Source organism: Streptosporangium sp. NPDC023825, from assembly GCF_040639575.1.
In the GTDB taxonomy this organism is placed as follows: domain Bacteria; phylum Actinomycetota; class Actinomycetes; order Streptosporangiales; family Streptosporangiaceae; genus Streptosporangium.
Genome location: NZ_JBFAAE010000023.1, coordinates 1 through 22,603 on the forward strand (window position 1 = coordinate 1; position 22,603 = coordinate 22,603).

Below are 22,603 nucleotides of genomic sequence, written 5' to 3' on the forward strand. Positions count from 1 at the left end.
ACTGACGGCACCCGCCCGCCGACGACACCCGAAAGGCCCGCCGCCGGCGAACCCGTCCCGGCGGCCTGCCGGTGTCGGCCGCACGACCCGGGCGGCGATTCTCCTACCACCCAACGCTTCGGCTGTTCAGCCCTCCGCGACCTCCCCTGAACATTCCGGCAATATAGGCCTTGGACGCGACCATTGAAGCAACCGTTCCCGATCCCCTTATCCCGAATTCGAATTTACGGGGATCCAGCAGGGGATCAGTGGAGATGAATTTGGCGATGGTGGGGTCGTAATAGCGGGCATCGAGGTAGTTCAGGCTAGTGGCAGCGGCTTCGCTCTTGCCGAGGAAGCCACGATCGGTGAAGGGCAGATCGTCTTCGCCGCGGCGCTGGCCGAAGGGCAGATACCGTTCACGGTTGATGGCGCCCGTAGCGTCGTTGATGGCCAGCTGGGTGCTGCTATGGGTGCCGGACAGCGGCCAGGTAAGGGTCTGTCAATCAAACGGCTCTGGCTCCGGTCCCTGAGGGTCACGAGTTCTCAGCGGCGGACCGCGGTGAACAGGGCGTAGCTGATCTGCGGGATCTCCCCGAAGCGCCGGTACATCTCCGCGCAGACGGCGAGCTGCTCGCCGATCTCGCCGCCCAACTGGATGGCGGAGGCCGGGAGGATGTCGCCCACGAGCTGGAAGGACCGGCTGATGTTTGGCCATATGTCGTGAAATATCTCGATCTTCAACCCGGCGCGGTCCATCTCCTCGTAGAACTCGTCCACGGTGGGCAGGAAGTGGACGTTGAAATTGCGGGAGAAGTGCTCCAGGTCCGCGGCGTCGTCGTCGGCGAGCGGACCGAGCAGGTACCACTCCCCCACCACGAACCGCCCGCCGGGGCGCAGCACCCGGGCGATCTCGCCGAGGACCGCCGCGGGGTTCTCCATGTGGACGAGCGACTCGATGGCGTACGCGGCGTCGAAGGAGGCGTCGTCGAAGGGGAGCCACATCGCGTCGGCGAGCTGGAAGTCGGCGTACCCCTGGCCCCGGCCCGCCTCGGGGCGGGCCTCGGCCAGCCGCACCTGGTACTCGCTCAGGGTGACCCCGGTGACGTGGACGTCGCGCGCGGTGGCGATGCGCGCGGCGGGCCTGCCGGTGCCGGAGCCGACGTCCAGGACACGCTCCCCGGGAACGACCTCCAGGCGCTCGGCCACCAGGTCGGTGAGGTGGTCCGTCGCCTGGGCGACGGGCGCCTCGTCGTAGTCGTCCGTCCAGTAGCCGACGTGGAGGTTGCCGCCGAACGCGTCGGCGCAGGAATCGGTGAGCTGGTTGTACATCTCGCCGATCGCCTCGGGCGAGAGCTTTTCCTTACGGGCCATAACCAACCTGCCTCTCAGCGGCGGTCCGCGTGAAACCCCGTGGCGGGACGGCCCCATGAAGGACGCGCCTGCCAGGGAGCATGCGGCCGTGCGAGACCGCACGCTCATCCACCCGCGGCATCTCCTGGAAATCCCGGGACGAACGCTCGCGGTGCGGCATTCTCGGCGTTCTCGGAGTTCTCGGCGTCACCGCACTTCACTTCGTGCGGTCGCCAGATTACTCAGGCCGCCCCCCGGCAGGTGCCGGGCCTGCACCGCCTGTCAGGTAAACCTTCGTCCATGAGACACCGCCCCCGCACGGCCACCGGGAGGGCTCCCGCGGGGTGCCTCATCCGGTTCGCGTGCCCGGCAGCAGCTCCACCCGCCGGTCCTCACGCTCGACGATCACGAACGTGCGCCCGTTCCCCTTCCTCCAGTCCGCCACCGTGATCAAAGGGATCAGGTAGTAACGATCCCCGCGCGTCATCAGCAGGCGCAGTCCCTCGTAGCGGAACGGGTAGGTCTTGTCCGCCAGCGTGACGCGGGTGACTCCCGGAGCGTTGAGCGCGAGCGTCTTCCCGCTGTAGATGGCGACCGAGGTGTGGTGCGGCAGGGAGGCCACGAGCTGCTCCGCCGTCGCCTCTCCCTTGCGGTACGCGTGCAGGGACGCCGCCCACAACAGGCAGAGGACCGAGGTCACCACGGCGGCGGCGAACGCCGTGCGGCCGACCGCGAGCCGGCGCGTCGGCCAGGTGAGCAGCAGCGGGCCGACGATGCTCAGGGCCAGCACGACGAAGGTGTCGACCTGCCATCCGGCCAGCGCGGCGAACGCCAGAGCGGCCCCGCAGGCCGTCACGACGGCTCCGCCGAATCTCGGGTCCGCCGCGATCCGGACCCGCCTCCTCGCGGCCAGCGCCGCGCCCGCCGCGCGGGCCCGTTGCGGAAGCGCGGCGGTCAGCGACGACCGGTACGTCGTACCCGCCAGGAGAACGGCCGTACCGCCGACCATGAAGGGCAGGAAGGCCGGGGAGAAGATGTTCAGGCCCCGCAGGGCGTACTCGTCCACCCCGAAGCCCATGTCCGTCGCCTTCAGCTGGAACGACCCCAGATAGCCGTCCAGGTAGGCCCATCCCATGTAGATGAGCACCGCGCCGCTGACGGTCAGCAGAAGGGCGATCAGCCCTATCACGTCGAGCGGCCTGGACTGGTCGGGGTTCTCCTGGCCGGCCTGCGGCACGCTCACCCCGTCTGCAGGGGAGAGGGCGGGCCCGGGGAGAAAATCGGGTCGGGAGAAGGCGACGACACGGGCGGTTCGTGTGTCGGTTGTGGAGCGGTGAGACTGGGCGCCGGCCTCCTGCCGCCGATGCTCGGACAGGGGCCCTCGACGGGATCCCCGCCACCGGCCGGGCACGGTCTTCCCGGCGGGGCGATCGGATCGGTGGTGGGCCGCTCCCGCGGCGGTTCCGGCTCCGGCGTGTTCGCAGGGCTCATCGGCGCGAGAGTCTCCCCCGTCTCCGAGGAGCCCGGAGCGTCCGGGCTCTCCGTCACCGTCACGGTGATCACCGGCGGCTCGGCACCGCCGCCGCAACCGGCGAGCACGAGCAGGCCGGTGACCGTCAGGGCCGCCCGGCACAGGAGAGCCGCCGCCCTGGTGCCGTACGGCTCGCTCATGGTCGGCAGGCTCCTGAGGACGCGAGGGACATGGTCTCCTCATGTGCATCCCCCCGCCGTGGCCGGCCGTTACCCGACCGGCGTTTGGGTGCCTGACTTTCCCTTTCAACGGGACGCCCGGAAAGTCAATGGGACGTCCGGAAAACGGGACCGCGGGTCCCCGGGTCAGGTGGCGGGCGGCCGGAGGCGACCTTCCCGCCGATCCGGGTGGCGAGGACGTCCGCGGACGACCGGAGAGGCGAGGAAGGCCCCGCCGGGAAGGTCACGCTCCCGCCCGATCGGCCTCCCGCGCGCCGGACACCCGGCACCGGGCTCAGCCGGCCTTGCCGTTCGCCCCTGCCGCCTCCAGGAGCACCAGGGCCAGGCTGTCGGCGGCGTCGACGCGGCCCAGGGCGCCGGCGGCACCGGCCATGGCGGCGCGGGCGTGCGGGTCCCGCAGGAGGGCGTCGAGCTCGGCCAGGAGGTGGTCGGCGGTGGGGCCGTCCTCCAGGAGCGCGCGGGCGGCGCCCGCCTCGGCGAGGTAGCGGGCGTTCTGGCGCTGCTCGTCGGCGGCGGAGGGCACCAGGGGGATGAGGACGGACGGCTTGCCCACCGCGGTCAGCTCGGCGACCGTGCCCGCCCCGCTGCGGGAGACCACGACGTCGGCGGCGGCGAACACGTCGGCCAGCTCGGCACCGACGTACGGCACCGGGCGGTAGCGGTCGCGCACCGCCACGGGGAGCCCGGCGGCGATACGGGTGAACTGGGCGATCCAGCCGGGACCGCACTGGTGGATCACCTGGGCGCGGGAGAGCAGCGCGGGCAGGATCGCCTCGACCATGGTGTTGATCTGGCGGCTCCCCTGCGCGCCGCCGGTCACGTAGACCAGGGGCAGGTCGGACGAGAGCCCGAAGTGGCGACGTCCCGCGTCGACGTTGCCGCGCAGCAGGTGGGGACGCACCGGGTTGCCGGTGATGACGGCCCGGTCGCGCACCCCCGCGGGCAGGTGCTCGATCGAGGAGGGGTGGGTCAGCGCGATGCGCCGGGCGAAGCGCGACAGGATGCGGTTGGCCAGCCCGAGCGAGGTGATCTGCTCGTGCATCACCAGCGGCCGGCCCAGCAACCGGGAGGCGACGCCCAGCGGCACGCACACGTACCCGCCGGTCGACAGCACCACGTCGGGCCGGTAGCGGGCGGCGATGCCGAAGGCCTGGAACACGCCGACCGGGATCCGGAACAGGTCCGCGAGGTTGGTGGCCAGCTCTCGCGGGTTGGGCGAGCGCCTGAGCTTTCCCGCCGTGATGGCGCGGAACGGGATGCCGTGCTCCGCCGCGACGCGGGCCTCCAGGCCGGCCGCCGTACCGACCCAGAGCACGTCCAGGTCGAGCCCTCGCGCGGCGGCGTGGTCGCGCAGGGCCGCGACGGTGGTCAGCGCGGGGTAGGTGTGACCACCGGTCCCGCCTCCGGTGACGAGCAACCGCAGGGTCCGGCGATTTCCGGCCTCCATATGTGTCCATCCTTCCAATGTCACCGTGGTCCGCGCCCGGCCCGCGTTCGCGGGCCGGGCCGAAGTGCCCAGGGGCCTCGGGCACGGTACCCGACGTCCCAGTGAAGATCCACTTTGCCCTTCGTCGCCGCGTGGTCGCACCCGGTGGTTTTCCGACACGCCCGCCATCCGGGAGCGTCATCCGAACGGCTCTCGGATTTCGTGGTGATGAGTACGGTATGTGACATGGATCTGACCGATGAGCATTTCTCCGGGGCGTCGGAGCGTCTCGATGACGCGTTGACGGCGCTCCGGCGGCAGGCCGGGGCCGGCGCGGCGGCGCTGGACTATTTCGGCGACATCGCGGAGGAGTTGCACCCGATCGGATCCTGGCTGCGGCGGCCGGCCCAGGCCGGCGAGTGGCCGCACCACATCATGCCTCCCGTCTACGGTCTGCTGTTCGCGCAGGCGTGGTCGCTGGCGTTTCCCGGCGAGACGCCCTCGGTCTTTCCCGACGGTGCGGAGCGGACGGAGTCGGGGTGGATCGTGCACCGCGCCACGATCTGGTTCGGCGACACGTACGTTCCCGGCTGGCTCGACGTGAAGGCGCCGCTGATCGTGATCGGCGGGCTGGTGGTGGAGGGGCTTCTCGACGACGGCGACGCCTCGGAGAGCTACCTCGCGGTCACCGGTGACCTGCGGGCCCGCGCGATCCACAGCGCGGCGGACCATCTCGTGCTCGGCAGCGTCGCCGCGGGGGTGATCTTCTGTTCGGGCAACGACGGCGTCCTCGTCGTGGGCGGGGACATCGTGGCGGACCTGTTCGTGCCCGCCGAGCACGCGTACGAGCACTACGGCCGGCTGCTGGCCGGGGTCGTCGGCGCCGGGGACCGCGACGACATCGTGGCCGAGCGGGTGGCGCCGTGGCTGCCGTCGGGCTACGTCCGTCTCGGCGGGCAGGGCGCGCCGGTGGACAGGTGGCGCGTCCTGCAGGAGGCCGCCATGGGACGGTCACCGGTGCTCGCCCAGCCCCGGCCGGTGATACTCCCGCCCCCGGCGCTCCTGCTCTCGGCCCTGGCCGCGCCCTCCGGGGTGGAGGAGCTCGACCTGTCCGGCAGCCGCCTGCACCGCGTCCCGGAGGACATCTCGGCCCTCACCTCGCTGACCCGGCTGGATCTGGAGCACACGCCGCTGACCGGCCTGGACGGCATCGAGGGCCTGCGTACCCTGGAGCACCTGTCGATCAGGAACACGCCCGTGCGGTCGCTGGCCCCGCTCCAGACGCTGAAGGACCTCCGCCACCTCGACGTCTCCTACTGCGACGACGTCCAGGACTGGGCCGTCCTCCTCGAGCTGCCCGCGCTCGACACGCTCGTCGCGCACGGCTGCGCCCTTCCGGCGCACGTACGCGCGCAGCTCGTCGCCAGGTTCGCGGACCGGATCATCGGGCAGGGCCCGGGCCCGGCCGGCTGACCGTCCGGGCGCGGGCGTACGGGCCCGGACGTACGACCTCGGCGCGTACGGGCGCGGGTGTACGGGCCCGACCTCGGCGCGCACGGCTCAGAGGCGCTGCCAGAGGGCGGGGGTGGTGGACGGCTCCCAGCCGACCTGGGCGGTGTGCGCCTGCAGGCACCGGTAGCTCACGCCGGAGTGGGTGACCTGGGCGCCGACGGCGTAGGCGGTGCCGGCCCTCCAGGACGTGGCGCCCGTCTGGGTGGGCGTGGGGGTCGGCGTCGGCGTCCGGGTGGGGGTGGGCGTCGGGGTGGGGGTGGGCGGGGTGGTCCCGCCCTCCAGCTGGTAGCCGCGCATGTCGCGCAGGAGCAGATAGGTGTTCTGCAGCGAACCCGAGGTGTCGCCGAGGGAGCGGTAGATGCCCCACTTGGGGCGGACGCGGTCGGCCAGGAAGGTGTCGACGCCGGTCTTCACGGCGTCGATCACCGTGGTCCCGCCGCTGCGCAGGACCCAGCGCACCGACCCGGCGGTGCCGTTCCCGATCTTGATCTCGTACTCGACGTCGACCCACTTGTCCTGCAACGGTTCGAGGTCGGTCCGGCCCACCAGGACATCCTCGGCGAAGATCTTGTGCTCGATGGTCTGCTTGCCGCCGACCCTGCGCAGCGAGGTCACGGTGATGGGGGAGGTCCCGTTGCCGGGCTGCTTGGTCTGCATGATGTGGGTGAAGGTGGTGGTGGCCTTCAGCGTGCTCGGGATGTACATCGAGTAGGTGACCCGCCAGGTCTCGCCGAGCCGCCACTGCAGGTACGACCCGCCGTTGCGCATCCCGGTGACCTCGTGGCGCTGCCGGTCCGTGGCGGTGTCGCGGTCGGCCGTGTGCATGTCGAAGCGGAAGGCGCCGCCCGAGACCTTGATGTGCGGGGCGGCGGACGGGTGGGAGCCGGCCCGGTCGTCCTCGATGGTCTCGAAGGCGGACAGGCCCGTCTGGGCGGCGTCCGGCGCCCAGCGGAGCTGCCAGGCGGCGGTTCCGGCCGCGGAGGCGGGCAGGGCGGAGGTCGGTAGCAGCAGGGTCGCGAGGACCAGCAGAGCCGTGCGTGAACGTTTCATGGCGGCCACCTCTGAGTCGCGGCGTATCGGGGGGTGAACGCCATCCTGCCCCGGCGAAAACCGTTAGGAAAGCTTCCTAACGATTAAATTTTCTTAAGCGGGCAAGGAGATCTGGGTCTTGCGTGACAGGCCCACGCCACCTAACGTCACGTGTCACGTTAGGAAAGTTTCCTAATAAAGCGCCATGACGTGTCCACCACCCCCCACGCAAGGAGCGATGATGCGGCGCACCACCCCAGCCCTGGTGCTGACCGGGCTGCTGACGTTACTGTTCACCCTGCTCGTCCCGTCCGCCGCCCACGCGGACACCGCGACGTTCACCAAGGCGCAGGATTGGGGCAGCGGCTACAGCGGCCAGTACACGGTCAAGAACACCGGGACCGCCACGCTGAACGGCTGGACGGTCTCCTTCGACCTCCCGTCGGGCACGAGCCTCGGTACGTACTGGGACTCCCTGATGACCAGCAGCGGCAGCCGGTACACCTTCAGGAACCGGGAGTACAACGGCACCCTGGCGCCCGGGGCGAGCACCACCTTCGGCTTCACCGCCTCCGGCTCGGGCTCGCCGGTCAACTGCACGCTCAACGGCGCCCCCTGCGGCGGCGGGCAGAACCCCGGCGACACCACGCCGCCGAGCGTGCCGTCCTCCCCGCGCAGCACCGGCACGACGTCCTCCTCCATCAGCCTGGCCTGGAACGCCTCGACCGACAACAGCGGCACGGTCAAGGACTACCGGGTCTACGAGGGCTCCTCCGTGGTCGCCACCGTGACCGGCACGAGCGCCACGGTCTCGGGGCTGGCCGCCTCGACGACCCACACCTACACCGTCACCGCCCGCGACGCCGCGAACAACGAGTCGGCCAGGAGCGCGTCCGTCACGGCGACGACCCAGGCGGGTGGCGGCGGCGGCACGCCGGTCGCGGCCAACGGGCAGCTGCGGGTCTGCGGCACCAAGCTGTGCAACAAGAACGGCAAGCAGATCCAGCTGCGCGGCATGAGCACCCACGGCCTGCAGTGGTACCGGCAGTGCGTCACGACCGGCTCGCTGAACGCGCTGGCGACCGACTGGAAGGCCGACGTGGTGCGCCTGTCCACGTACGTCCAGGAGGGCGGCTACGAGACGAACCCGCGGGCGTTCACCGACCTCGCGCACACGCTCATCGAGCAGGTCAGCGCGCTGGGCATGTACGTCATCGTGGACTGGCACATGCTCACCCCCGGCGACCCCAACTACAACCTCTCCCGGGCCAGGACCTTCTTCACCGAGATCGCCCAGCGGCACGCCGCCAGGCCGAACATCCTCTACGAGGTCGCCAACGAGCCGAACGGCGTGAGCTGGAGCACCATCAAGGGCTACGCCGAGCAGATCATCCCGGTGATCCGGGCGCAGGACCCCGACGGGATCGTCCTGGTCGGCACCCGCGCCTGGTCCTCGCTCGGGGTGTCGGACGGCGCCACGGAGACCGAGGTGACGGGCAACCCGGTCAACGCCTCGAACATCATGTACACCTTCCACTTCTACGCGGCCTCGCACGGCACCGAGTACCTCAACGCGCTGTCCCGCGCGGCCGACCGCATCCCGATGTTCGTCACCGAGTTCGGCACGCAGAACTACGCCGGGGAGGACGCCAACGACTTCGCCATGTCCCAGCGCTACCTCGACCTGATGGCGAGCAAGAAGATCAGCTGGGTGAACTGGAACTTCTCCGACGACCACCGCTCCGGCGCGGTCTTCAAGACCGGCACGTGCGACGCCGGCGGCCCCTGGACCGGTACCACGTCGCTGAAGGAGGCCGGCGTCTGGATCCGTGACCGGATCCGCACCGCCGACGACTTCTGACCGGTTCTGACCGCAAGCAGGAAAGCCGGAGAGAACCGGCAACCGGGAAGACCGGGAAAGGACCCGGAAGGACCGGAAGAACTGGAGGGACCAGCGAGGGAGGCCGGCTCGGGGGCCGGCCTCCCTCCTCCGGCGAACCGGCCCGCTCCCCCGGCGGACCGGCCCCCGTTACCGCTGTGGACCGGCCCAGCCGGGGAACGCCCCGGCGAGGATCACGGCCGAGCCCGGAGGGTCACGCGGGGGCGCCGATCCTGAAGGACACGGCGAGGCGCCGGAGCCGGCGGCTCACGCGGGGGCGCCGAACCAGGTGGACAGCGCCTCGCGGAGACCGTGGTCCGCAGGGACGCCCGTCCCCTCGTCCGGGGCCGTCCAGGCGACGTAGCCGTCGGGGCGGACCAGGAGCCCGGCGGGGACCCGCCGGTCGGGAACGGCGGTGACGGCGGTGACGAGGTCCACCCGGTCCTTCCAGCCCGCCGCCGTCCCGGCCAGCACGTCCCCGCCGCCGAGGTCGAGCAGGAGCGGGCGGGCGCCGTGGGTCAGGTCGGCGAGCCGCGTGGTGCCCGCGTCCGTGGTGAGGGACAGCTCCGGCGCCAGGCCCCCGAGAAGGGCGTGCGGCGCCGGACCGGCACCGGCCGCGCCAGGGCGAACACCGCTGCCGGCCGGGCCGGGGCCGCCCGTGTCAGGGCGGCCCGTGTCAGGGCGGCCCGCGTCAGGGTGAACGTCCCCGCCGGCCGGGCCGGGGGTCGTCCCGATGCCGGCCATGTCGTAGCGGATGTCGGAGCCGGCGATGAGCTCGGCGACGCGCCGCCGGTTCTCGTCGTGGCAGAGCAGCTCGGCGAAGAGCGTGCGCAGCGCGGTGACCTCTCCCCCGGGTGCGAGCAGGGCGGACTGCGCCTGGGTGTGCATGACGACCCGCTCGCCGGCGGGGTACCGCTCGTCGTGGTAGGTGTCGAGCAGTCCCGGCGGCGCCCAGCCGCGGACCTCGGCGGCGAGTTTCCAGCCGAGGTTCACGACATCCTGCAGGCCGAGGTTGAGCCCGGGACCACCGGCCGCCGAGTGGACGTGCGCGGCGTCCCCTGCCACCAGCACGCGTCCGGCGCGGTAGCGGTCGGCCAGGCGGGTGTTGCCGCCGGTGAGGCGGCGGAGCACGTGGGGACCCCGCCCCCCGGGCGGGCTCATCGGCAGGTCGGCCCCGAGCACCCTGCGCACGCTGTCGCGCAGCTCCTCCAGGGTCATCGGCACCCGCTCGTCGACCTGCTCCCGCCCCCACTCCATGGTGGTGACGAGGTGTACGCCGGGCTCGAACGACGCGAGGGCGAACACGCCGTGCGCGGTGCGATGGATCATGAACGGCCTCCAGCGCTCCCCGGCCAGCAGCAGCTCGCCGGTCGCGGGGTCGAGCAGGGAGGCCGGCAGGGCGGCGTGGGCACTGCGGGACACGACGTCCTCGGTGGTGACGCCGGGAAAGCCGATGCCCGCCTTCTTGCGTACGAGGCTGTGGGCGCCGTCGCAGCCGACCAGGTAGCGGGCGCGCAGCTCGTAGTCGCCGTCGGGGGCGTGGACCTCGACGGTGACGCCCTCCTCGTCCTGTGACATGTCGACCAGCTCATGGCCGCGCCGGATCTCCACCCCGAGTTCGATCGCCCGCTCCTGCAGCAGTTGTTCCAGGCGACGCTGCGGGACCGGAAGGGTGTGCAGCGGGCCGGGATCCAGCGCGCTCAGATCCAGGAGCATGCCGCCGAACATGAAGTACGGCACCGGCGCAGGGGGTTCCGAGGCGCCGGTGAGGCGCCGGTACAGGCCCCGGCCGTCGAGAAGCCTGACCACCTCCCCGACCAGGCCGTTGGCCCTGGGCTCGTCACCCGGTTCCGGCAGCCGCTCCAGCAGCACCGGGCGGACACCGGCCAGGCTCAGTTCGCAGGCCAGCATCAGCCCGTTCGGGCCGCCACCGGCGATCACGACGTCGACGGACATCGGGCACCTCCTTGGTCGCGCTTGGTCGCGCTTGGTCGAATGGGGAAACGGGCGCGGTAACACGTCGCCCGCCGGGAGCCGGGACGGCCGGAAACGGGCGCGGAGCCCGTACGCGACCAGGCGACGAGGCCTGCTCCGGACCCGCGCATCTCCCGCTGCCGTCAATATAAGTTGACAGAACGCTCACGTCAACCACAGTTGACGCGAGGCCGGGAATCCCGTGAGGAGGACGTCCGGGCGCGGCCGTGACACCGGGACATCGGATTTCCCCGAGAATGGGGGTTCCTGCCAGGATTGGGACATGGTGAGGATCGGGCAGGTGGTGCTGGGCGTCACCGACATGGGGCGCGCCGTCGGATTCTGGACGCGGGCACTGGACTACGCGCCCCGCGAGGGGCAGGCCCGGGACGACTGGACCGTGATCGAGCCCGTGCGGGGGGACGGCGTCCCGCTGGCGCTCGGCCTGACGCGGACGCCGGTCCAGGAGCACCCCCGGATGCACCTCGACCTGTTCGTCCCCGACGCCGCGGAGCAGAAGGCCGAGGTCGAGCGGCTGGTGTCACTGGGCGCCGAACGGGTCGCCTGGGATCTCTACCCGGACGACCCCGACTTCGTGGTCCTCGCCGATCCCGAGGGAAACCTCTTCTGCGTCATCGACCTCGGCCACGGCTGAGTCCCGAAGCCGAGAGCATGTGACGACAGGCGGACGGCCCTGCGGCTGGGAACGACGCCGGAGCCGGCCCCGCGGGACTCCTCGGAGCCGGCCCACCGGTTCGCCCTCACCGCCCCGGCGAAGCCGGGCCACCCGTGGGCCGTCCGGCTTCCACGCCCGTCCCGCGCCACCACCAGGAGGTCTCCTTCCATGCACGCCATGCAGTACGAGATCGGGCTGCCCGCCGACTACGACATGGGGATCATCCGTGAGCGGGTGGCGACCAGGGGCCACGCGCTCGACGGCTACGCCGGGCTGGGCCTCAAGGCGTACCTGATCAGGGAGCGGGGCGTGGACGGCTCCGCGGTCAACCGGTACGCGCCGTTCTACCTGTGGAGCTCGCCGGCCGGGATGAACTCCTTCCTGTGGGGCGGGGGCGGCTTCCAGAACATCGTGCGCGACTTCGGCAGGCCGGTGGTCCGGCACTGGACCGGCGCCGGCTACGAGCGGGGGCCGTCGGCGGCGGCGGTCCCCCGCGCGGCCTCGCTCCGCACCGACCCGATCCCCGCCGACACCGACCCCGCGGCCGTGGTCGAGCGGGCCCTGGCCGGCCTGCGCCGGCACGCCGCCACGGCGGGCGTGCACTCCGCGGCCCTCGCCGTCGACCCCCGGCACTGGGAGCTGGTGCGCTTCACGCTTTGGGAGCACGAGGTTCCCGGGGAGGGGGACGGGACCGCCTACCGGGTGCTGCACCTGTCGGCACCGCATCTGGACGACATCGCGACGGGCCGCCACTGGTGACCGGGACGTCCCCCTACGCGGCCACGGCGGGCGAGCGGTCGGTGGCGATGCGGAGGGCGAGCCCGCCGAGCACGGCGCCCATCAGATAGCGCTGCACGCGCATCCAGGTGGGCCGCCCGCCGAGGAAGGCCGCGACCGAGCCCGCGGTCAGCACGATCAGCGCGTTGACCGACAGGGCGATGACGATCTGGGTGGCGCCCAGCAGCAGGCTCTGCGTGCCGACGTCGCCACGGGCGGGATCGACGAACTGCGGCAGCAGCGACACGTACAACACGGCGATCTTGGGGTTGAGCAGGTTGGTGACCAGCCCCATGGAGAACAGCCGCCGCGGGGGGTCCGCGGGAAGGACGCCCGGCGCGAAGACCGGCCGGGCGCCGGGCCGGACCGTCTTCCAGGCCAGCCACAGCAGGTACGCGGCGCCCGCGAGCTTGATCCCGACGTAGAGGGCGGGCACCATCGCGAAGATCACCGCGATTCCGGCCACCGCCGCCAGCAGGTAGACCAGGAAACCCGCCGCGACGCCCGCCAGCGAGATCATGCCGGCCAGGCGCCCCTGCGTCACCGACCGCGACACCAGGTAGATCATGTTGGGGCCGGGGGTGAGCACCAGGCCGAGGGCGATCGCGGCGATGCCCGCGAGAGCGCTGACAGAGATCATGAGCACATCATCGAGCAGCTTCCGCATCGAGAGAACGGCCAATTCCCGGGATTGGCCCGGAACCGGGCCGCGACCCATGCACCTGCGCCTGCACCGAACCAGCGGCGCCGGACCGCGGCACCTGCACCGGACCGGCACCGGACCGCGACACCGGCACCGGCACCGGCACCGGCACCGGCGTCGGCGTCGGCGTCGGCGTCGGCACGGGCACCGGCACCGATACCGGCACCGTGAGATCACCGGGCTCCACGTCCTCGCGGCTCGAAGGTGACCGCCGGGTACCGGGGGGCCGGTCGGCACCGGCGCCCGCCGTCCGCGCCTCCCGCGTCCCGGCCGGTTCCTCGGGCGACGGATCAGCTGTCGCGGCAGGCGCCGCAGTGGGCCCGGATGAGTGCGATCACGGTGCCGGCGGTGCGGTCGAGGTGGCTGCGGCCGTCGGGCAGCCGCGCCTCGGGGCTGATGTAGCTGTCCTGCCCCACGTGAGTGGCCGGGTCGAGCCGGTGCACGGTGATCTTTCCGGCGCGGCGGGCCCGGTTCCATCCGCTGCGGGAGAACAGCCGCCAGCGCTGGGGGAAGAGCCAGGTGCCGCTCCGCTCGATCCAGTCACCGCCGCTGGTGAGCTGATGCAGGTGATGGGCGTGGGTGAGATCGTTGGCGCCGTTGTGGAACCCGCCGAGCGTGATCAGCAGAAGCGGGGCGCGCAGGTGGGTGCGCAGCTCCTCGACCGCGCCGGTGGCGACCTGGGCGCCGCCGCTGTAGCTGAGCAGCACCACGGGTATGCCGCTGTCGGGCCGGTAGGCGGCCAGGCGCAGCTGGTTGGCGATCTGGGCGCCCACGGCACGGTTGTACAGGGGACGGTACCGGTGGTCGGCGGCGACGAAGATCTGCATGACGTTGTGCAGGAACAGCAACAGCCCGACGCGGTGGCGCAGCCACTCCCACACGGGCCGGTTGACGAGCGGGTCGGCCAGCGGGGAGTAGGGCTGCACCTGACCCAGCACCCGCAGCTCCGGCGCTCCGGCGATCAGGGCCTCGACCAGCTGGCCCCCGTCGCGGGTGTCGCGGAAGCGACGTTTCCCGATGCCGTCCAGATAGACCAGGTAGGCGTCCGGAGGACGGTCGGGGTCCGCGCCCCGCGCGTAGGGCATGCCCTGGGGGAGCTCGACGGTGGGAACCCGCCAGCCGGCGGTGTAGGCCATCAACTCGTAGCGGGCGAGCAGGGCTTCGGCGAGCAGGACCAGCCCGAACACCAGGACGAGAACGAGGACGAGGAACGGGAACTCGATCATGTGAGCAGCTCCCGTGTCCCGGTGGCGCTGATCCTCACGACCAGTCGCCGGACAGCCTCGACGGCGACGGCGAGCCCGGCTCCGGCGACGGCCAGGCAGCCCGCGGCGGCCCACCAGCCCAGCCCCGTCGCCGCGGCGAGCGGGGCGGCGAGACCGGCCCCGACCCCCGCGACGAGCAGCAGGTGCAGCAGGGGCCCGAGCAGGGGGAACGCCAGGACGGCGGCGAGAAGCAGCGGGGCGACCCGGCCGGGTGTCCAGACGAACGCGGCTCCGTCCGACGGCGGAGCGGACACCAGCAGCTCGGCGAGGGTCCACGCGGCCACCGGCCACAGGGCGAACACGACGCCCTCGACCACGGCACCGATCAGCAGGAGCCTGATCGCGACGGACCGCGACACGCTGGGCCGGCGAGCTATCAGGGGCAGGATCCGCCCGGCGGCTTCGGACAACCCCGCGAGCAACAGCAGGACGACCACGACGGGTGACATCGTTCAGCTCTCCGGCGGCGGATCGTCCGGGGCGGCCGACCGGCCGTCCCGGCCGCCCGGGTGCAGGTAGTGCTCGAGCTCGTCGGCGGCGCGCAGGTAGCCGCCTGCCTCGCGCTGGGCGACCTGCAAGGCGGCCGTCGCGGCCCGGAAGCCCGGCTCGTCGAGCAGGCGCCGGGCGAGGGCGTTCACGGATTCCACGGCGGCGTCCCGAGGACGGATCGACAGGCCGGCGCCGAGCTCGACCACCCTCCGGGCCACCAGCGGCTGATCCGCTCCCTGGGGGACCACCAGCATCGGAACCCCCGCGTACATGGCCTCGTTGACGCTGTTCATCCCACCGTGGGTGACGAACAGCGCCGCGCGGGCCAGCACCTCCGGCTGCGGTACGGAACGGCGGGCGAGCACGTTGCCCGGCAGCGGATCCAGCGCGGCCGGATCGGTGCGCCCGGTGGAGACGATCACGGTGCCGCCCAGCGGCGCGAGCGCGGTGGCGAAGTCGCGCAGCAGCCGCGGGCCGGCGTCGAACACCGTGCCCAGCGAGGCGTACAGCACCGGGTCCCGCAGGCGATCGGCCGGGAACGACGGGTCGGGCGGACGGGCGCCGAGGCTGGGGCCGACGAACCGGTACGACTGGTCGAAGTCCTCGGCGCCGGGCTGGAACACTCGCGAGGTGAAGACCAGGTTGAGCGGCTGGCGTATGTTCGCCAGGTCGATCAGGGGCAGCTCACGGGTGTCGTAGCGGCGGTGCAACGCCCACCGCGACCGCAGGTAGCCCTGGGCGCTGCGGGGACGCCTCGCCGCCGCGGCCAGCAACTCCCACGAGACGTGGGTGAGGCTGGGCACATGCCGGTTGAACGCGAACGTGGTGAACGTCGCCGCCGCCGGCACCCCGAGTTCCCGGGCCGCGACCGCGCCCCAGGGGCAGATGGCGCCGTGGACGACCAGGTCCGGCCGGACGCTACGCAGGTCGGAGAGCACGGCGGGCAGCAGGGCGACGGCGGTGCGCGCGAGCCCGTCCAGCATCGTGAGCGGCATCGGCGGATCGGGGAGCGGCTGGTCACCCCCGGGGTAGCGGCACACGGTCGCACCGGTGGCCCCGATCTCCTTCGAGAACGCGGGCGAGGTGTGATAGGTGACGGAGTGTCCACGGCGGACGAGCTCGGCGACGACCGGCAGCGTCGGGTTGACGTGCCCGTGCATGGCGATGTTGAGGAACGCGACGGTGCTCACCGGCCGACCTCCCGGACGTCGGTCCACGCCCCGGCCGGGCCGGCCGATGTCGCCGCGGGACCGTCGACCCGGTACAGGCCGGGCCCGCTGATGCGCAGCCCGTCGAAGAAGCGGCCCGCCGTGAGGGAGGCGGTGCTGATCAGCCGCCGGGAATGGCCGAAGTCCCACGGGGCGGGCCAGGTCTCGATTCCGGTCGGCACCACGACGGTCGGAATCCGTTCGGACACCTCGCGCAGGTCGCGCTCGATCTGATGCTCCAACAGCAGCAGCCCCGCCCTGGCCGCGACCGCGCCGGCCCGGCGGGGCGGATCGGCCGGGAGCGGCGACCAGCTCTTCTGGCCGGTCGACAGCACCACCACGCTGGCCGCCCCTGCCTGCAGGGCCGCCCGTACCGGGACAAAGGCGATCACTCCCCCGTCGACGAGCGTCCGGCCCTCCCGGTCCACCGGGGGCAGGATCCCCGGAATGGCCGCGCTGGCCAGGAGCGCGGACTCGAGGTCTCCGTGGTCGAGCAGCGCCTGAGCGCCGGTGGCCAGATCCATGGCCACCGCGGCGAAGGGGATCTCCAGCTCCTCGATCCGCGACGGCAGCGCGGCCTGGGCGATCAGCCTGCGCAGGCCGCGATCGGCGAAGACGCTGGCCCGCGAGGACAGGTAGCCGAACGGGAACACCTCACGGCGACGCGCGCGGGTCCACACGAGATCCAGCCATGGTGCGGCCTCGCCGGGGTGAGCGGCGGCGATCGCCCCGTTGAAGGCGCCCACCGAGGTTCCGATGATCAGATCCGGGACGAATCCTCGCTGCTCCAGCGCGTACCCGATACCGACCTGCGCGGCCCCGAGTACTCCCCCGGCCCCTACCACCGCCGCCACGGGACGGGGAAGGCCGCGCAGGCCCACCGGCTCCCGGCCCGCGTCCGGGCCGCTCGACGCCGGGGAGCGCGTCCCCTCGTCGCCCGTCATGGCCTGACGCTGCTCGTCGCCTCGCCGTGACCGCCCGGCCGGTCACCCTCGCTGACGCCGTGGAGAGCCGAGAAGGCCCGTCTCCGGCGATATGCAACGTTCATGATCCGTTCTCCCTCACCACGGCGCCTGATCGGACACGTGCCTCGGTCGGGACCGGGCGGTCACCACATCACCGGCTTCGCCGGCCGGCGGGTTCGCTCACGTCGCCATGATCGATGACGACGGTCGCCGGACGGGTGGCTGCCGGGAGGCGCGGTGGCAGGCTGGTGGTTCCGTTTGGAAACCGATGTGCTCAAAGCCCAGCGTACAGGCCCTTTTTTCATGGGAGGGCAACGACTTTCACGGGAGGGCGACGACGCGGTCCGGAGGATGAGGCGAGGACCGCGGCGTCGCCGGAGATCCCGGCCCCGGGCCGGGGAACCACCGCGTACCGGACGTCGAAGCCGGCGCGTTCCTCGTCGCCGCGCGGGAGGTTCGCGGTGGCGGCCGCTCCGGGTGGCCGCGCCGGCGGCCGCGGATCCGCGCTTGACGACAAAAGCTACTAGCCATAGCTTTTGAGCTATGAGCAATAGCCATGGAGTGCGCGTGACGGGTACGGAGTTCCTGGACATGCCCGGCGGGCGGCTGGCGTACGAGGTCATCGGGCCGCAGGACGGGCCGCTGGTGGTGTGCGCGCACGGCATGGGCGACACCCGCAGGGTGTTCCGGTTCCTGGCGCCGCGGCTGGCGGAGGCGGGCTACCGGGTCGCCACGGTCGACGTGCGCGGCCACGGCGAGTCCAGCACGGGCTGGCCCGACCACAGCCCCCGGTCGATCGGCGCCGACCTGCTGGCCCTGGTCCGCCACCTGGGCGGCCCAGCCGTCCTCGTCGGCAGCTCCTCCAGCGCCGGGGCGGTGGCGTGGACCACGGCGACCGCCGCCGAGGGCGAGGTGCGCGCCGTGGCCATGCTGGCGCCCTTCGTGGGACAACCGCAGCTCAGCCTGATGCTGCGGCTGGTGAAGGATCTCGTCATGGCCAGCCCGCTCCTGTGGGGGATGTACTACCGCTCGCTCTATCCCACGGCCAGGCCCGCCGACCTCCCCGGCTACCTGCGCGAGCTGAAGGCCACGCTGCGCGAGCCCGGCAGGATGGCCGCCGTCTCCGGGGTGGTCGCCCCCGCCGAGGGCCACTGGACCGACTGCGCCCCCCGCATGACCTGCCCCGTGCTCATCGTCATGGGGTCGAAGGATCCCGACTTCCCCGACCCCGCCGCGGAGGCCCGCCTGGCCGAGGAGGTGCTGAGGCCGTACGCCGCCACGGCCGGGGTCGCGATGATCGAGGGTGCCGGCCACTACCCGCACGCCGAGCTGCCCGAGGCCACCTTCGCCGCCCTGGAGGGCTTCCTGGCCGGAGCGGTCCGTGCCTAGGGCGGGCCTGACCCCCGGCGCGGTGGTGGACGCGGCGCTGGCCCTGATCGACGAGGAGGGGCCGGGCGCGCTGACGCTGGCCGCGGTGGCCGCTCGCACCGGGGTCGCCGCCCCCTCCCTCTACAAGCACGTCCGCGGCCTGCCCGAGCTGCGCAAGCTCGTCGGCCTGCGCGTGATGGACGACATGGCGGCGCGGCTCGGCACGGCGGCGACGGGAAAGAGCCGCGACGAGGCGACGGCGGCCCTGATGCGCGCCTGGCGGAGCTACGTGGTCGACTTCCCGCACCGCTACGCGGCCTTCCCCGACAACCCGCTGCTCGATCCCGACCTGGTCGGCACGGCGACCCGCCTGCTGGAGGTGATCCTCGCCGTGCTGCGCGGCTACGGGCTGGAGGGGTCTCGGGCGCTCCACGCCACCCGCTGCGTCCGCGCGGCCGTGCACGGTTTCGCCTCCCTGGAGGCGGCCGGCGGGTTCGGCCTGGACGAGGACCTGAACACCAGCTACGAGATGCTGATCGCCATGGTCGTCTCGGGCCTGCCCCGGGCGCCCGCGCCCTGAAGGGGATGGCCAGGCGCCGGCCGGACGGCGCGCCCAGGCTTCCCGGAACCGCTCATGTTCCGGGAACCGCTCAGGCTTCCGGGAACCGCTCATGTTCCCGGAAGCGCCCAGGATTCCGTGAAACGCCCATGTTCCCGAAAGCGCTCAGGCTTCCCGGAAGCGGATGTCGCGGGACGTCGCCGCCGGGGCGACGAAGTCGAGCATGCGCGCCCCCTCCACCTCCAGGTCCGCCCGCTCCCCCTCGCTCACCGGCGCGAAGAGCTCGACCTCGCAGATCGCCTCGCCCCGTTTCCCCGTCACCTTCCACATGCCCCGTACGAAGCCGTCGACCAGCACCGTCGCCTTGATGATGCCGTTGACGGTGAAGATCCGCCCCCGGTACTCCTCCTCCGCGATCCGGGTCCTGGTCCGCCGGTCGAACGACAGCAGCATGTTGTCGAACTCCGACAGGTAGCGCACCGGGGCGGGAGTCCCCGGGCCGGGGAGCGACGCCTCCGGCAGGTCGAACAGCTCCGCGCCGTCCTCGGTCGCGAAGGCCCGCAGGTCCATCTCGCGGACGATCTCCCCCAGGCGGGTCATGCCCGACCACTGCTGGACGTCCATCACCGTGGCGGGACCGTAGGCGGCGAGATAGCGGCGGATCGCCTCCTCGGCCAGGACGCGGCCGGGCCGCCCGTCCTGGGACCGGCCCAGCCACGCCTCCGCGGTGGTGTGGGCGGCCTGCCCGCCCACACCCCAGATCCCCCTCGGGGGGACCTGGACCAGCGCCAGCGTGTTGCGCACCCCGGCGACCAGGTCGGTGGCCGGGGCCTCCGGCCACCGCTCACGCAGCAGCGCGCCGAGCTCGCGGAAGGTCAGGGGGCGCTCCTCCACCAGCTTCCGCCCCACGGCGGCGAGCTCGTCCAGGTCCACGTCCGCCAGGCCCTTGCCGTGCGCCGACCCCCGCAGGCCCCGTGCCAGCGTCGGCCCCAGCAGCGGGCGCAGCGCCAGGCAGTCGTCGGCGGTGACCAGGTGGATGGTGGAGCGCATCAGCGACAGCCGCACCACCAGGCGCTCGTTGATCAGCCGGGCGAGATCGTCGGCGGCGAACCCGGCCAGGCGGGTCCACAGCCCGATGTAGGGAGGGTCGGGCGCCTGGGCCTGCATGCCGTACAGGTGGCGGACCGCCTCCAGCGCGGGCAGCTCCGCCCGGGCCAGCAGCAGCTGCCGCTCCAGGGTGGCCCGGTTGAGCGCGCGCCTGCTGAGCACCTCGGGCATGCGTGTCCTCTCGTGGGCGAGCCGCGACGGCGCAGCGTGGCGGCACGACTGCGCCTGACCGGCGACACCGTGACACCGCTTCCGGGTCCGCGCCAGAATAGCGGCACCCCGCGTGATCGGCATCAGAGAGTCGGCGGCACCCACATGTACGGCGTCGTCGTGGTGATCGCCTCCAGGCCCAGCCTCGCGAGGATCGGGCGGCTGGCGTCGGAGGCGTCCACCTGCACCAGGCGGAACCCCCGCGCCACCGCCAGCTCCGCCCGGTACGACACCATCGCCCGGTAGACGCCCCTGCCCCGCCACTCCTTCAGGGTCGAACCACCCCACAGCGAGGCGAAGTCGGTGCCCTCGTGGAAGCGCGCCCACGCCGCGCACACCACCTGCCCGTCCGCCTCGGCGATCACCACCGCGCACGGGTCCCCGGGACCGGCGAGGTCGCGCTCCAGCATGCCGGGCAGCCAGCCGCGGTCCGCGTCCCAGACCGTCTCCTCCAGCTCGCGGATGCGCTCCAGGTCGTCCCGCCCCGCCGCCTCGCGCAGCCGCACCCCGGCGGGCGCCGTCTTGGCACCGGCCAGCTCACCGGCTTCTCCGACGAACACCGTCTCCCGCTCCTGCGGCTCGAACCCGGCCGCCACGAGCCGCTCGGGCAGGTCGGCGGGCAGGTCGTAGCCGTGGTACTTCCACTCGACCTCGCGCCCGACCCGGGTGAAGAAGTCCCGCTGGCGCGCGATGAAGGCATCCAGCTCGGCACCCTCCAGACCGCCCAGGTCCCGATATGTCAGAAAACCCTGGCCGTGACCGTTCGACACGGTCCTGAGCAGCGGCCCGATCCGCTCGGCCGTACGGCCCGGCATCGGCCTGGCCCGGAGCTGCTCGTGATATGCCGCGAGGTAGGCGGAAGCCCGCGATGAGATGTCCATTGCGAACAGCCAATCACACACTCATCGCCTCCGACATGGTGTTATGGAGCCGGACACGGCCCGGAGCCTCTCATCCCGTCCCCTCGCCTTTACAACGTAGATTCACTGGCGGCCCTCGCGCTCGTCCCGGGCGGCGGGTCCGCCCGGCACCGTGTCGGGGATCTGATCGCGACACGTTCCACCGGGCGCGCCGTAACTGTCGGTGGCGACCCCTACTATGAGCCACCTCAAGGAGGGATAGCCGCTCATGGTTGACGCGCTGAGGGTTTCGCTGCTGGTCACGACCGATCTGCCGCCCGACACCGACCTGAAGGAGTTCGGGCGGTTGCTGGTCGACTCCGTGCTCACGCTCCAGCGGGGCGAGGTGACATACCCCGCGCTCCTGCGCGGCGGGGTGTTCTGGCTGGACCGGCCGCTGCCGCCGTCCGACGACGGGCTTCCCCGCGCGGCGGCCGAGGAGCTGCGGTTCGCGGCGCTGCTGGGCCACCTGTCGGCCGCTCACCCGCCGGGCTCGGCGAAGGAGACGGTCGCCGACGCGGGCCGGGCGATCACCGCCGCCGTCGCCGCCCGGTACGGCGACCTGGGCAGCCCGCCCGCCGTGATGGCGATCCGCGGTGAGGACGTGCGGGAGCGCACCCCCCGGTCGGCCATCGCGGTGGGCTCGGAGACGGCGGAGCCGCCGCCCGAGGCTGTGTCCTCGGCGTCCTCGGCGTCCTCGGCGTCCTCGGCGTCCCCGGCGTCCCCGCTTCCGGCATCTCCTGCGTCCCTGCCCGACGCGGAGTCCCTGGGCGCACCCGCCTGAACGCCCGGGACGGGGCCCTTCCGGCCCCACCCCGGCGGGCTGGTAGCTTCCCGTCCGTGGACGTGCACATCCGCTACGGGCGGCTCGAGGACGTCGAGGCGCTGCTGGCCTTCTGGCTGGTGGCCGCCGAGGGGACCGACAGACACGACGATCCGGCCAAGGTGGTCGCGCTGATCGAACGGGATCCCGAGGCCGTCCTCGTCGCCGAGATCGGCGGGAAGACCGCCGGCACGCTGATCGCGGGCTGGGACGGCTGGCGAGCCCATCTCTACCGGCTGGCCGTGGATCCCGCTCTCCGGAGGCGGGGGGTGGCGACCGCGCTGATCCGCGCGGCCGAGGAGCGCTTCGCGACGTTCGGCGCGTTCCGGGCCGACGCGATGGTGCTGCACGACAACGAGCAGGCCCACCACACCTGGGGCGCCGCGGGCTACGCGCCGCAGCCCCAGTGGTCCCGCTGGGTCAAGCCGCTGGGGTGATCCCCGGACCCGGTCCGCGACCACGGGTCGCCGGCGGCCCGGCGAGACGAGAGACACGGGTCGCCCACACTGCTCCGCCGACCGGGCGCCCTCCCCCGAACCACCGGCTCCAGGCGCTCCAGGCGCTCCAGGCGCTCCAGGCGGAGGATGACACACCCTCTGCGACCATCGCCATTTATGCGACTTGTCGCATTTTTGGAATATAAGAGGCGGATTCTCGAGGCATGCTATTTGTTTGCCCCGGCCAGACCTCGC

Annotated in this window: 20 protein-coding genes and 2 pseudogenes; 9 read left to right on the forward strand and 13 right to left on the reverse strand. The window is 72.5% G+C overall.

Going from position 1 to position 22,603, the window contains the following annotated elements:
- Positions 1–103: 103 nt before the first annotated feature.
- The 4 genes from AB0G15_RS20860 to AB0G15_RS20875 form a co-directional block, all read right to left on the reverse strand.
- Positions 104–463 carry an RHS repeat-associated core domain-containing protein gene (locus tag AB0G15_RS20860; protein WP_362842329.1) on the reverse strand — a complete coding sequence of 120 codons (360 nt, stop codon included), beginning with the start codon at positions 461–463 and terminating at the stop codon, positions 104–106.
- A gap of 62 nt (positions 464–525) precedes the next feature.
- On the reverse strand, positions 526–1,353 hold the full coding sequence (locus tag AB0G15_RS20865) for a methyltransferase domain-containing protein (protein ID WP_362842060.1): 828 nt from the start codon (positions 1,351–1,353) through the stop codon (positions 526–528).
- A 328-nt stretch (positions 1,354–1,681) separates the two neighbouring features.
- On the reverse strand, positions 1,682–2,575 hold the full coding sequence (locus AB0G15_RS20870) for a hypothetical protein (protein ID WP_362842063.1): 894 nt from the start codon (positions 2,573–2,575) through the stop codon (positions 1,682–1,684).
- 741 nt (positions 2,576–3,316) lie between these two features.
- Positions 3,317–4,489 carry a UDP-N-acetylglucosamine--N-acetylmuramyl-(pentapeptide) pyrophosphoryl-undecaprenol N-acetylglucosamine transferase gene (locus AB0G15_RS20875; RefSeq protein WP_362842066.1) on the reverse strand — a complete coding sequence of 391 codons (1,173 nt, stop codon included), beginning with the start codon at positions 4,487–4,489 and terminating at the stop codon, positions 3,317–3,319.
- Between the two features lie 225 nt (positions 4,490–4,714).
- Between AB0G15_RS20875 and AB0G15_RS20880 the strand changes: the two genes are divergently transcribed.
- Positions 4,715–5,941, forward strand: coding sequence for a hypothetical protein (locus tag AB0G15_RS20880; protein ID WP_362842069.1), 1,227 nt, complete (start codon positions 4,715–4,717; stop codon positions 5,939–5,941).
- 87 nt (positions 5,942–6,028) lie between these two features.
- On the opposite strand, the gene AB0G15_RS20885 is transcribed toward AB0G15_RS20880, so the two are convergent.
- On the reverse strand, positions 6,029–7,030 hold the full coding sequence (locus tag AB0G15_RS20885; RefSeq protein WP_362842072.1) for a carbohydrate-binding protein: 1,002 nt from the start codon (positions 7,028–7,030) through the stop codon (positions 6,029–6,031).
- Positions 7,031–7,250: 220 nt separating this feature from the next.
- On the opposite strand from AB0G15_RS20885, the pseudogene AB0G15_RS20890 reads away from it, so the two are divergent.
- Both AB0G15_RS20890 and AB0G15_RS20895 read left to right on the forward strand, forming a co-directional pair.
- Positions 7,251–7,616: pseudogene (locus AB0G15_RS20890) on the forward strand (cellulose binding domain-containing protein); the annotation flags it as partial.
- Between the two features lie 324 nt (positions 7,617–7,940).
- Positions 7,941–8,870, forward strand: a pseudogene (locus AB0G15_RS20895) (glycoside hydrolase family 5 protein); the annotation flags it as partial.
- Between the two features lie 285 nt (positions 8,871–9,155).
- Here AB0G15_RS20895 and AB0G15_RS20900 read toward each other — a convergent pair.
- Positions 9,156–10,844 carry an FAD-dependent monooxygenase gene (locus AB0G15_RS20900; RefSeq protein WP_362842075.1) on the reverse strand — a complete coding sequence of 563 codons (1,689 nt, stop codon included), beginning with the start codon at positions 10,842–10,844 and terminating at the stop codon, positions 9,156–9,158.
- A gap of 301 nt (positions 10,845–11,145) precedes the next feature.
- Between AB0G15_RS20900 and AB0G15_RS20905 the strand changes: the two genes are divergently transcribed.
- Both AB0G15_RS20905 and AB0G15_RS20910 read left to right on the forward strand, forming a co-directional pair.
- A complete protein-coding gene (locus tag AB0G15_RS20905; RefSeq protein ID WP_362842077.1) occupies positions 11,146–11,517 on the forward strand; it encodes a VOC family protein in 372 nt (123 codons plus the stop codon).
- A gap of 189 nt (positions 11,518–11,706) precedes the next feature.
- Complete coding sequence (locus AB0G15_RS20910; protein ID WP_362842080.1) at positions 11,707–12,297, forward strand: DUF4865 family protein; 591 nt, start codon at positions 11,707–11,709, stop codon at positions 12,295–12,297.
- A 13-nt stretch (positions 12,298–12,310) separates the two neighbouring features.
- On the opposite strand, the gene AB0G15_RS20915 is transcribed toward AB0G15_RS20910, so the two are convergent.
- From AB0G15_RS20915 to AB0G15_RS20935, 5 genes are all read right to left on the reverse strand, one after another.
- A complete protein-coding gene (locus AB0G15_RS20915; protein ID WP_362696019.1) occupies positions 12,311–12,955 on the reverse strand; it encodes a LysE family translocator in 645 nt (214 codons plus the stop codon).
- Positions 12,956–13,308: 353 nt separating this feature from the next.
- Positions 13,309–14,244 carry a hypothetical protein gene (locus AB0G15_RS20920; RefSeq protein WP_362842083.1) on the reverse strand — a complete coding sequence of 312 codons (936 nt, stop codon included), beginning with the start codon at positions 14,242–14,244 and terminating at the stop codon, positions 13,309–13,311.
- Positions 14,241–14,732: a hypothetical protein gene (locus tag AB0G15_RS20925; RefSeq protein ID WP_362842085.1), complete on the reverse strand. Its 492-nt coding sequence runs from the start codon at positions 14,730–14,732 to the stop codon at positions 14,241–14,243. Before AB0G15_RS20925 ends, AB0G15_RS20920 begins: the two co-directional genes overlap by 4 nt.
- A gap of 3 nt (positions 14,733–14,735) precedes the next feature.
- The gene (locus AB0G15_RS20930; protein WP_362842088.1) at positions 14,736–15,962 is read right to left on the reverse strand and encodes a macrolide family glycosyltransferase; all 1,227 of its coding nucleotides are present in this window, start codon (positions 15,960–15,962) and stop codon (positions 14,736–14,738) included.
- Positions 15,959–16,924 (reverse strand): patatin-like phospholipase family protein, encoded by a 966-nt coding sequence (locus tag AB0G15_RS20935; RefSeq protein ID WP_362842090.1) that lies wholly within the window; start codon positions 16,922–16,924, stop codon positions 15,959–15,961. The genes AB0G15_RS20930 and AB0G15_RS20935 overlap by 4 nt, the downstream gene beginning before the upstream one ends.
- A gap of 564 nt (positions 16,925–17,488) precedes the next feature.
- On the opposite strand from AB0G15_RS20935, the gene AB0G15_RS20940 reads away from it, so the two are divergent.
- Complete coding sequence (locus tag AB0G15_RS20940) at positions 17,489–18,334, forward strand: alpha/beta hydrolase (protein ID WP_362842093.1); 846 nt, start codon at positions 17,489–17,491, stop codon at positions 18,332–18,334.
- Complete coding sequence (locus AB0G15_RS20945; RefSeq protein ID WP_362842095.1) at positions 18,327–18,893, forward strand: TetR/AcrR family transcriptional regulator; 567 nt, start codon at positions 18,327–18,329, stop codon at positions 18,891–18,893. The genes AB0G15_RS20940 and AB0G15_RS20945 overlap by 8 nt, the downstream gene beginning before the upstream one ends.
- A gap of 144 nt (positions 18,894–19,037) precedes the next feature.
- On the opposite strand, the gene AB0G15_RS20950 is transcribed toward AB0G15_RS20945, so the two are convergent.
- Positions 19,038–20,150: a winged helix DNA-binding domain-containing protein gene (locus AB0G15_RS20950; protein ID WP_362842097.1), complete on the reverse strand. Its 1,113-nt coding sequence runs from the start codon at positions 20,148–20,150 to the stop codon at positions 19,038–19,040.
- Positions 20,151–20,272: 122 nt separating this feature from the next.
- Complete coding sequence (locus AB0G15_RS20955; protein ID WP_362842100.1) at positions 20,273–21,070, reverse strand: GNAT family N-acetyltransferase; 798 nt, start codon at positions 21,068–21,070, stop codon at positions 20,273–20,275.
- 247 nt (positions 21,071–21,317) lie between these two features.
- Between AB0G15_RS20955 and AB0G15_RS20960 the strand changes: the two genes are divergently transcribed.
- Both AB0G15_RS20960 and AB0G15_RS20965 read left to right on the forward strand, forming a co-directional pair.
- Complete coding sequence (locus AB0G15_RS20960) at positions 21,318–21,872, forward strand: hypothetical protein (RefSeq protein ID WP_362842102.1); 555 nt, start codon at positions 21,318–21,320, stop codon at positions 21,870–21,872.
- Positions 21,873–21,928: 56 nt separating this feature from the next.
- Positions 21,929–22,348, forward strand: coding sequence for a GNAT family N-acetyltransferase (locus AB0G15_RS20965; protein ID WP_362842105.1), 420 nt, complete (start codon positions 21,929–21,931; stop codon positions 22,346–22,348).
- Positions 22,349–22,603 lie beyond the last annotated feature (255 nt).

Excerpts from the sequence above, each read along its gene's own strand:
- AB0G15_RS20910 (WP_362842080.1), top strand. The coding sequence starts at position 11,707 with ATGCACGCCATGCAGTACGAGATCGGGCTGCCCGCCGACTACGACATG.
- AB0G15_RS20905 (WP_362842077.1), top strand. The coding sequence starts at position 11,146 with ATGGTGAGGATCGGGCAGGTGGTGCTGGGCGTCACCGACATGGGGCGC.
- AB0G15_RS20915 (WP_362696019.1), bottom strand. The coding sequence starts at position 12,955 with ATGATCTCTGTCAGCGCTCTCGCGGGCATCGCCGCGATCGCCCTCGGC.
- AB0G15_RS20925 (WP_362842085.1), bottom strand. The coding sequence starts at position 14,732 with ATGTCACCCGTCGTGGTCGTCCTGCTGTTGCTCGCGGGGTTGTCCGAA.
- AB0G15_RS20960 (WP_362842102.1), top strand. The coding sequence starts at position 21,318 with ATGGTTGACGCGCTGAGGGTTTCGCTGCTGGTCACGACCGATCTGCCG.
- AB0G15_RS20950 (WP_362842097.1), bottom strand. The coding sequence starts at position 20,150 with ATGCCCGAGGTGCTCAGCAGGCGCGCGCTCAACCGGGCCACCCTGGAG.
- AB0G15_RS20900 (WP_362842075.1), bottom strand. The coding sequence starts at position 10,844 with ATGTCCGTCGACGTCGTGATCGCCGGTGGCGGCCCGAACGGGCTGATG.
- AB0G15_RS20935 (WP_362842090.1), bottom strand. The coding sequence starts at position 16,924 with ATGACGGGCGACGAGGGGACGCGCTCCCCGGCGTCGAGCGGCCCGGAC.
- AB0G15_RS20885 (WP_362842072.1), bottom strand. The coding sequence starts at position 7,030 with ATGAAACGTTCACGCACGGCTCTGCTGGTCCTCGCGACCCTGCTGCTA.
- AB0G15_RS20880 (WP_362842069.1), top strand. The coding sequence starts at position 4,715 with ATGGATCTGACCGATGAGCATTTCTCCGGGGCGTCGGAGCGTCTCGAT.
- AB0G15_RS20875 (WP_362842066.1), bottom strand. The coding sequence starts at position 4,489 with ATGGAGGCCGGAAATCGCCGGACCCTGCGGTTGCTCGTCACCGGAGGC.
- AB0G15_RS20955 (WP_362842100.1), bottom strand. The coding sequence starts at position 21,070 with ATGGACATCTCATCGCGGGCTTCCGCCTACCTCGCGGCATATCACGAG.
- AB0G15_RS20940 (WP_362842093.1), top strand. The coding sequence starts at position 17,489 with ATGAGCAATAGCCATGGAGTGCGCGTGACGGGTACGGAGTTCCTGGAC.
- AB0G15_RS20920 (WP_362842083.1), bottom strand. The coding sequence starts at position 14,244 with ATGATCGAGTTCCCGTTCCTCGTCCTCGTTCTCGTCCTGGTGTTCGGG.
- AB0G15_RS20865 (WP_362842060.1), bottom strand. The coding sequence starts at position 1,353 with ATGGCCCGTAAGGAAAAGCTCTCGCCCGAGGCGATCGGCGAGATGTAC.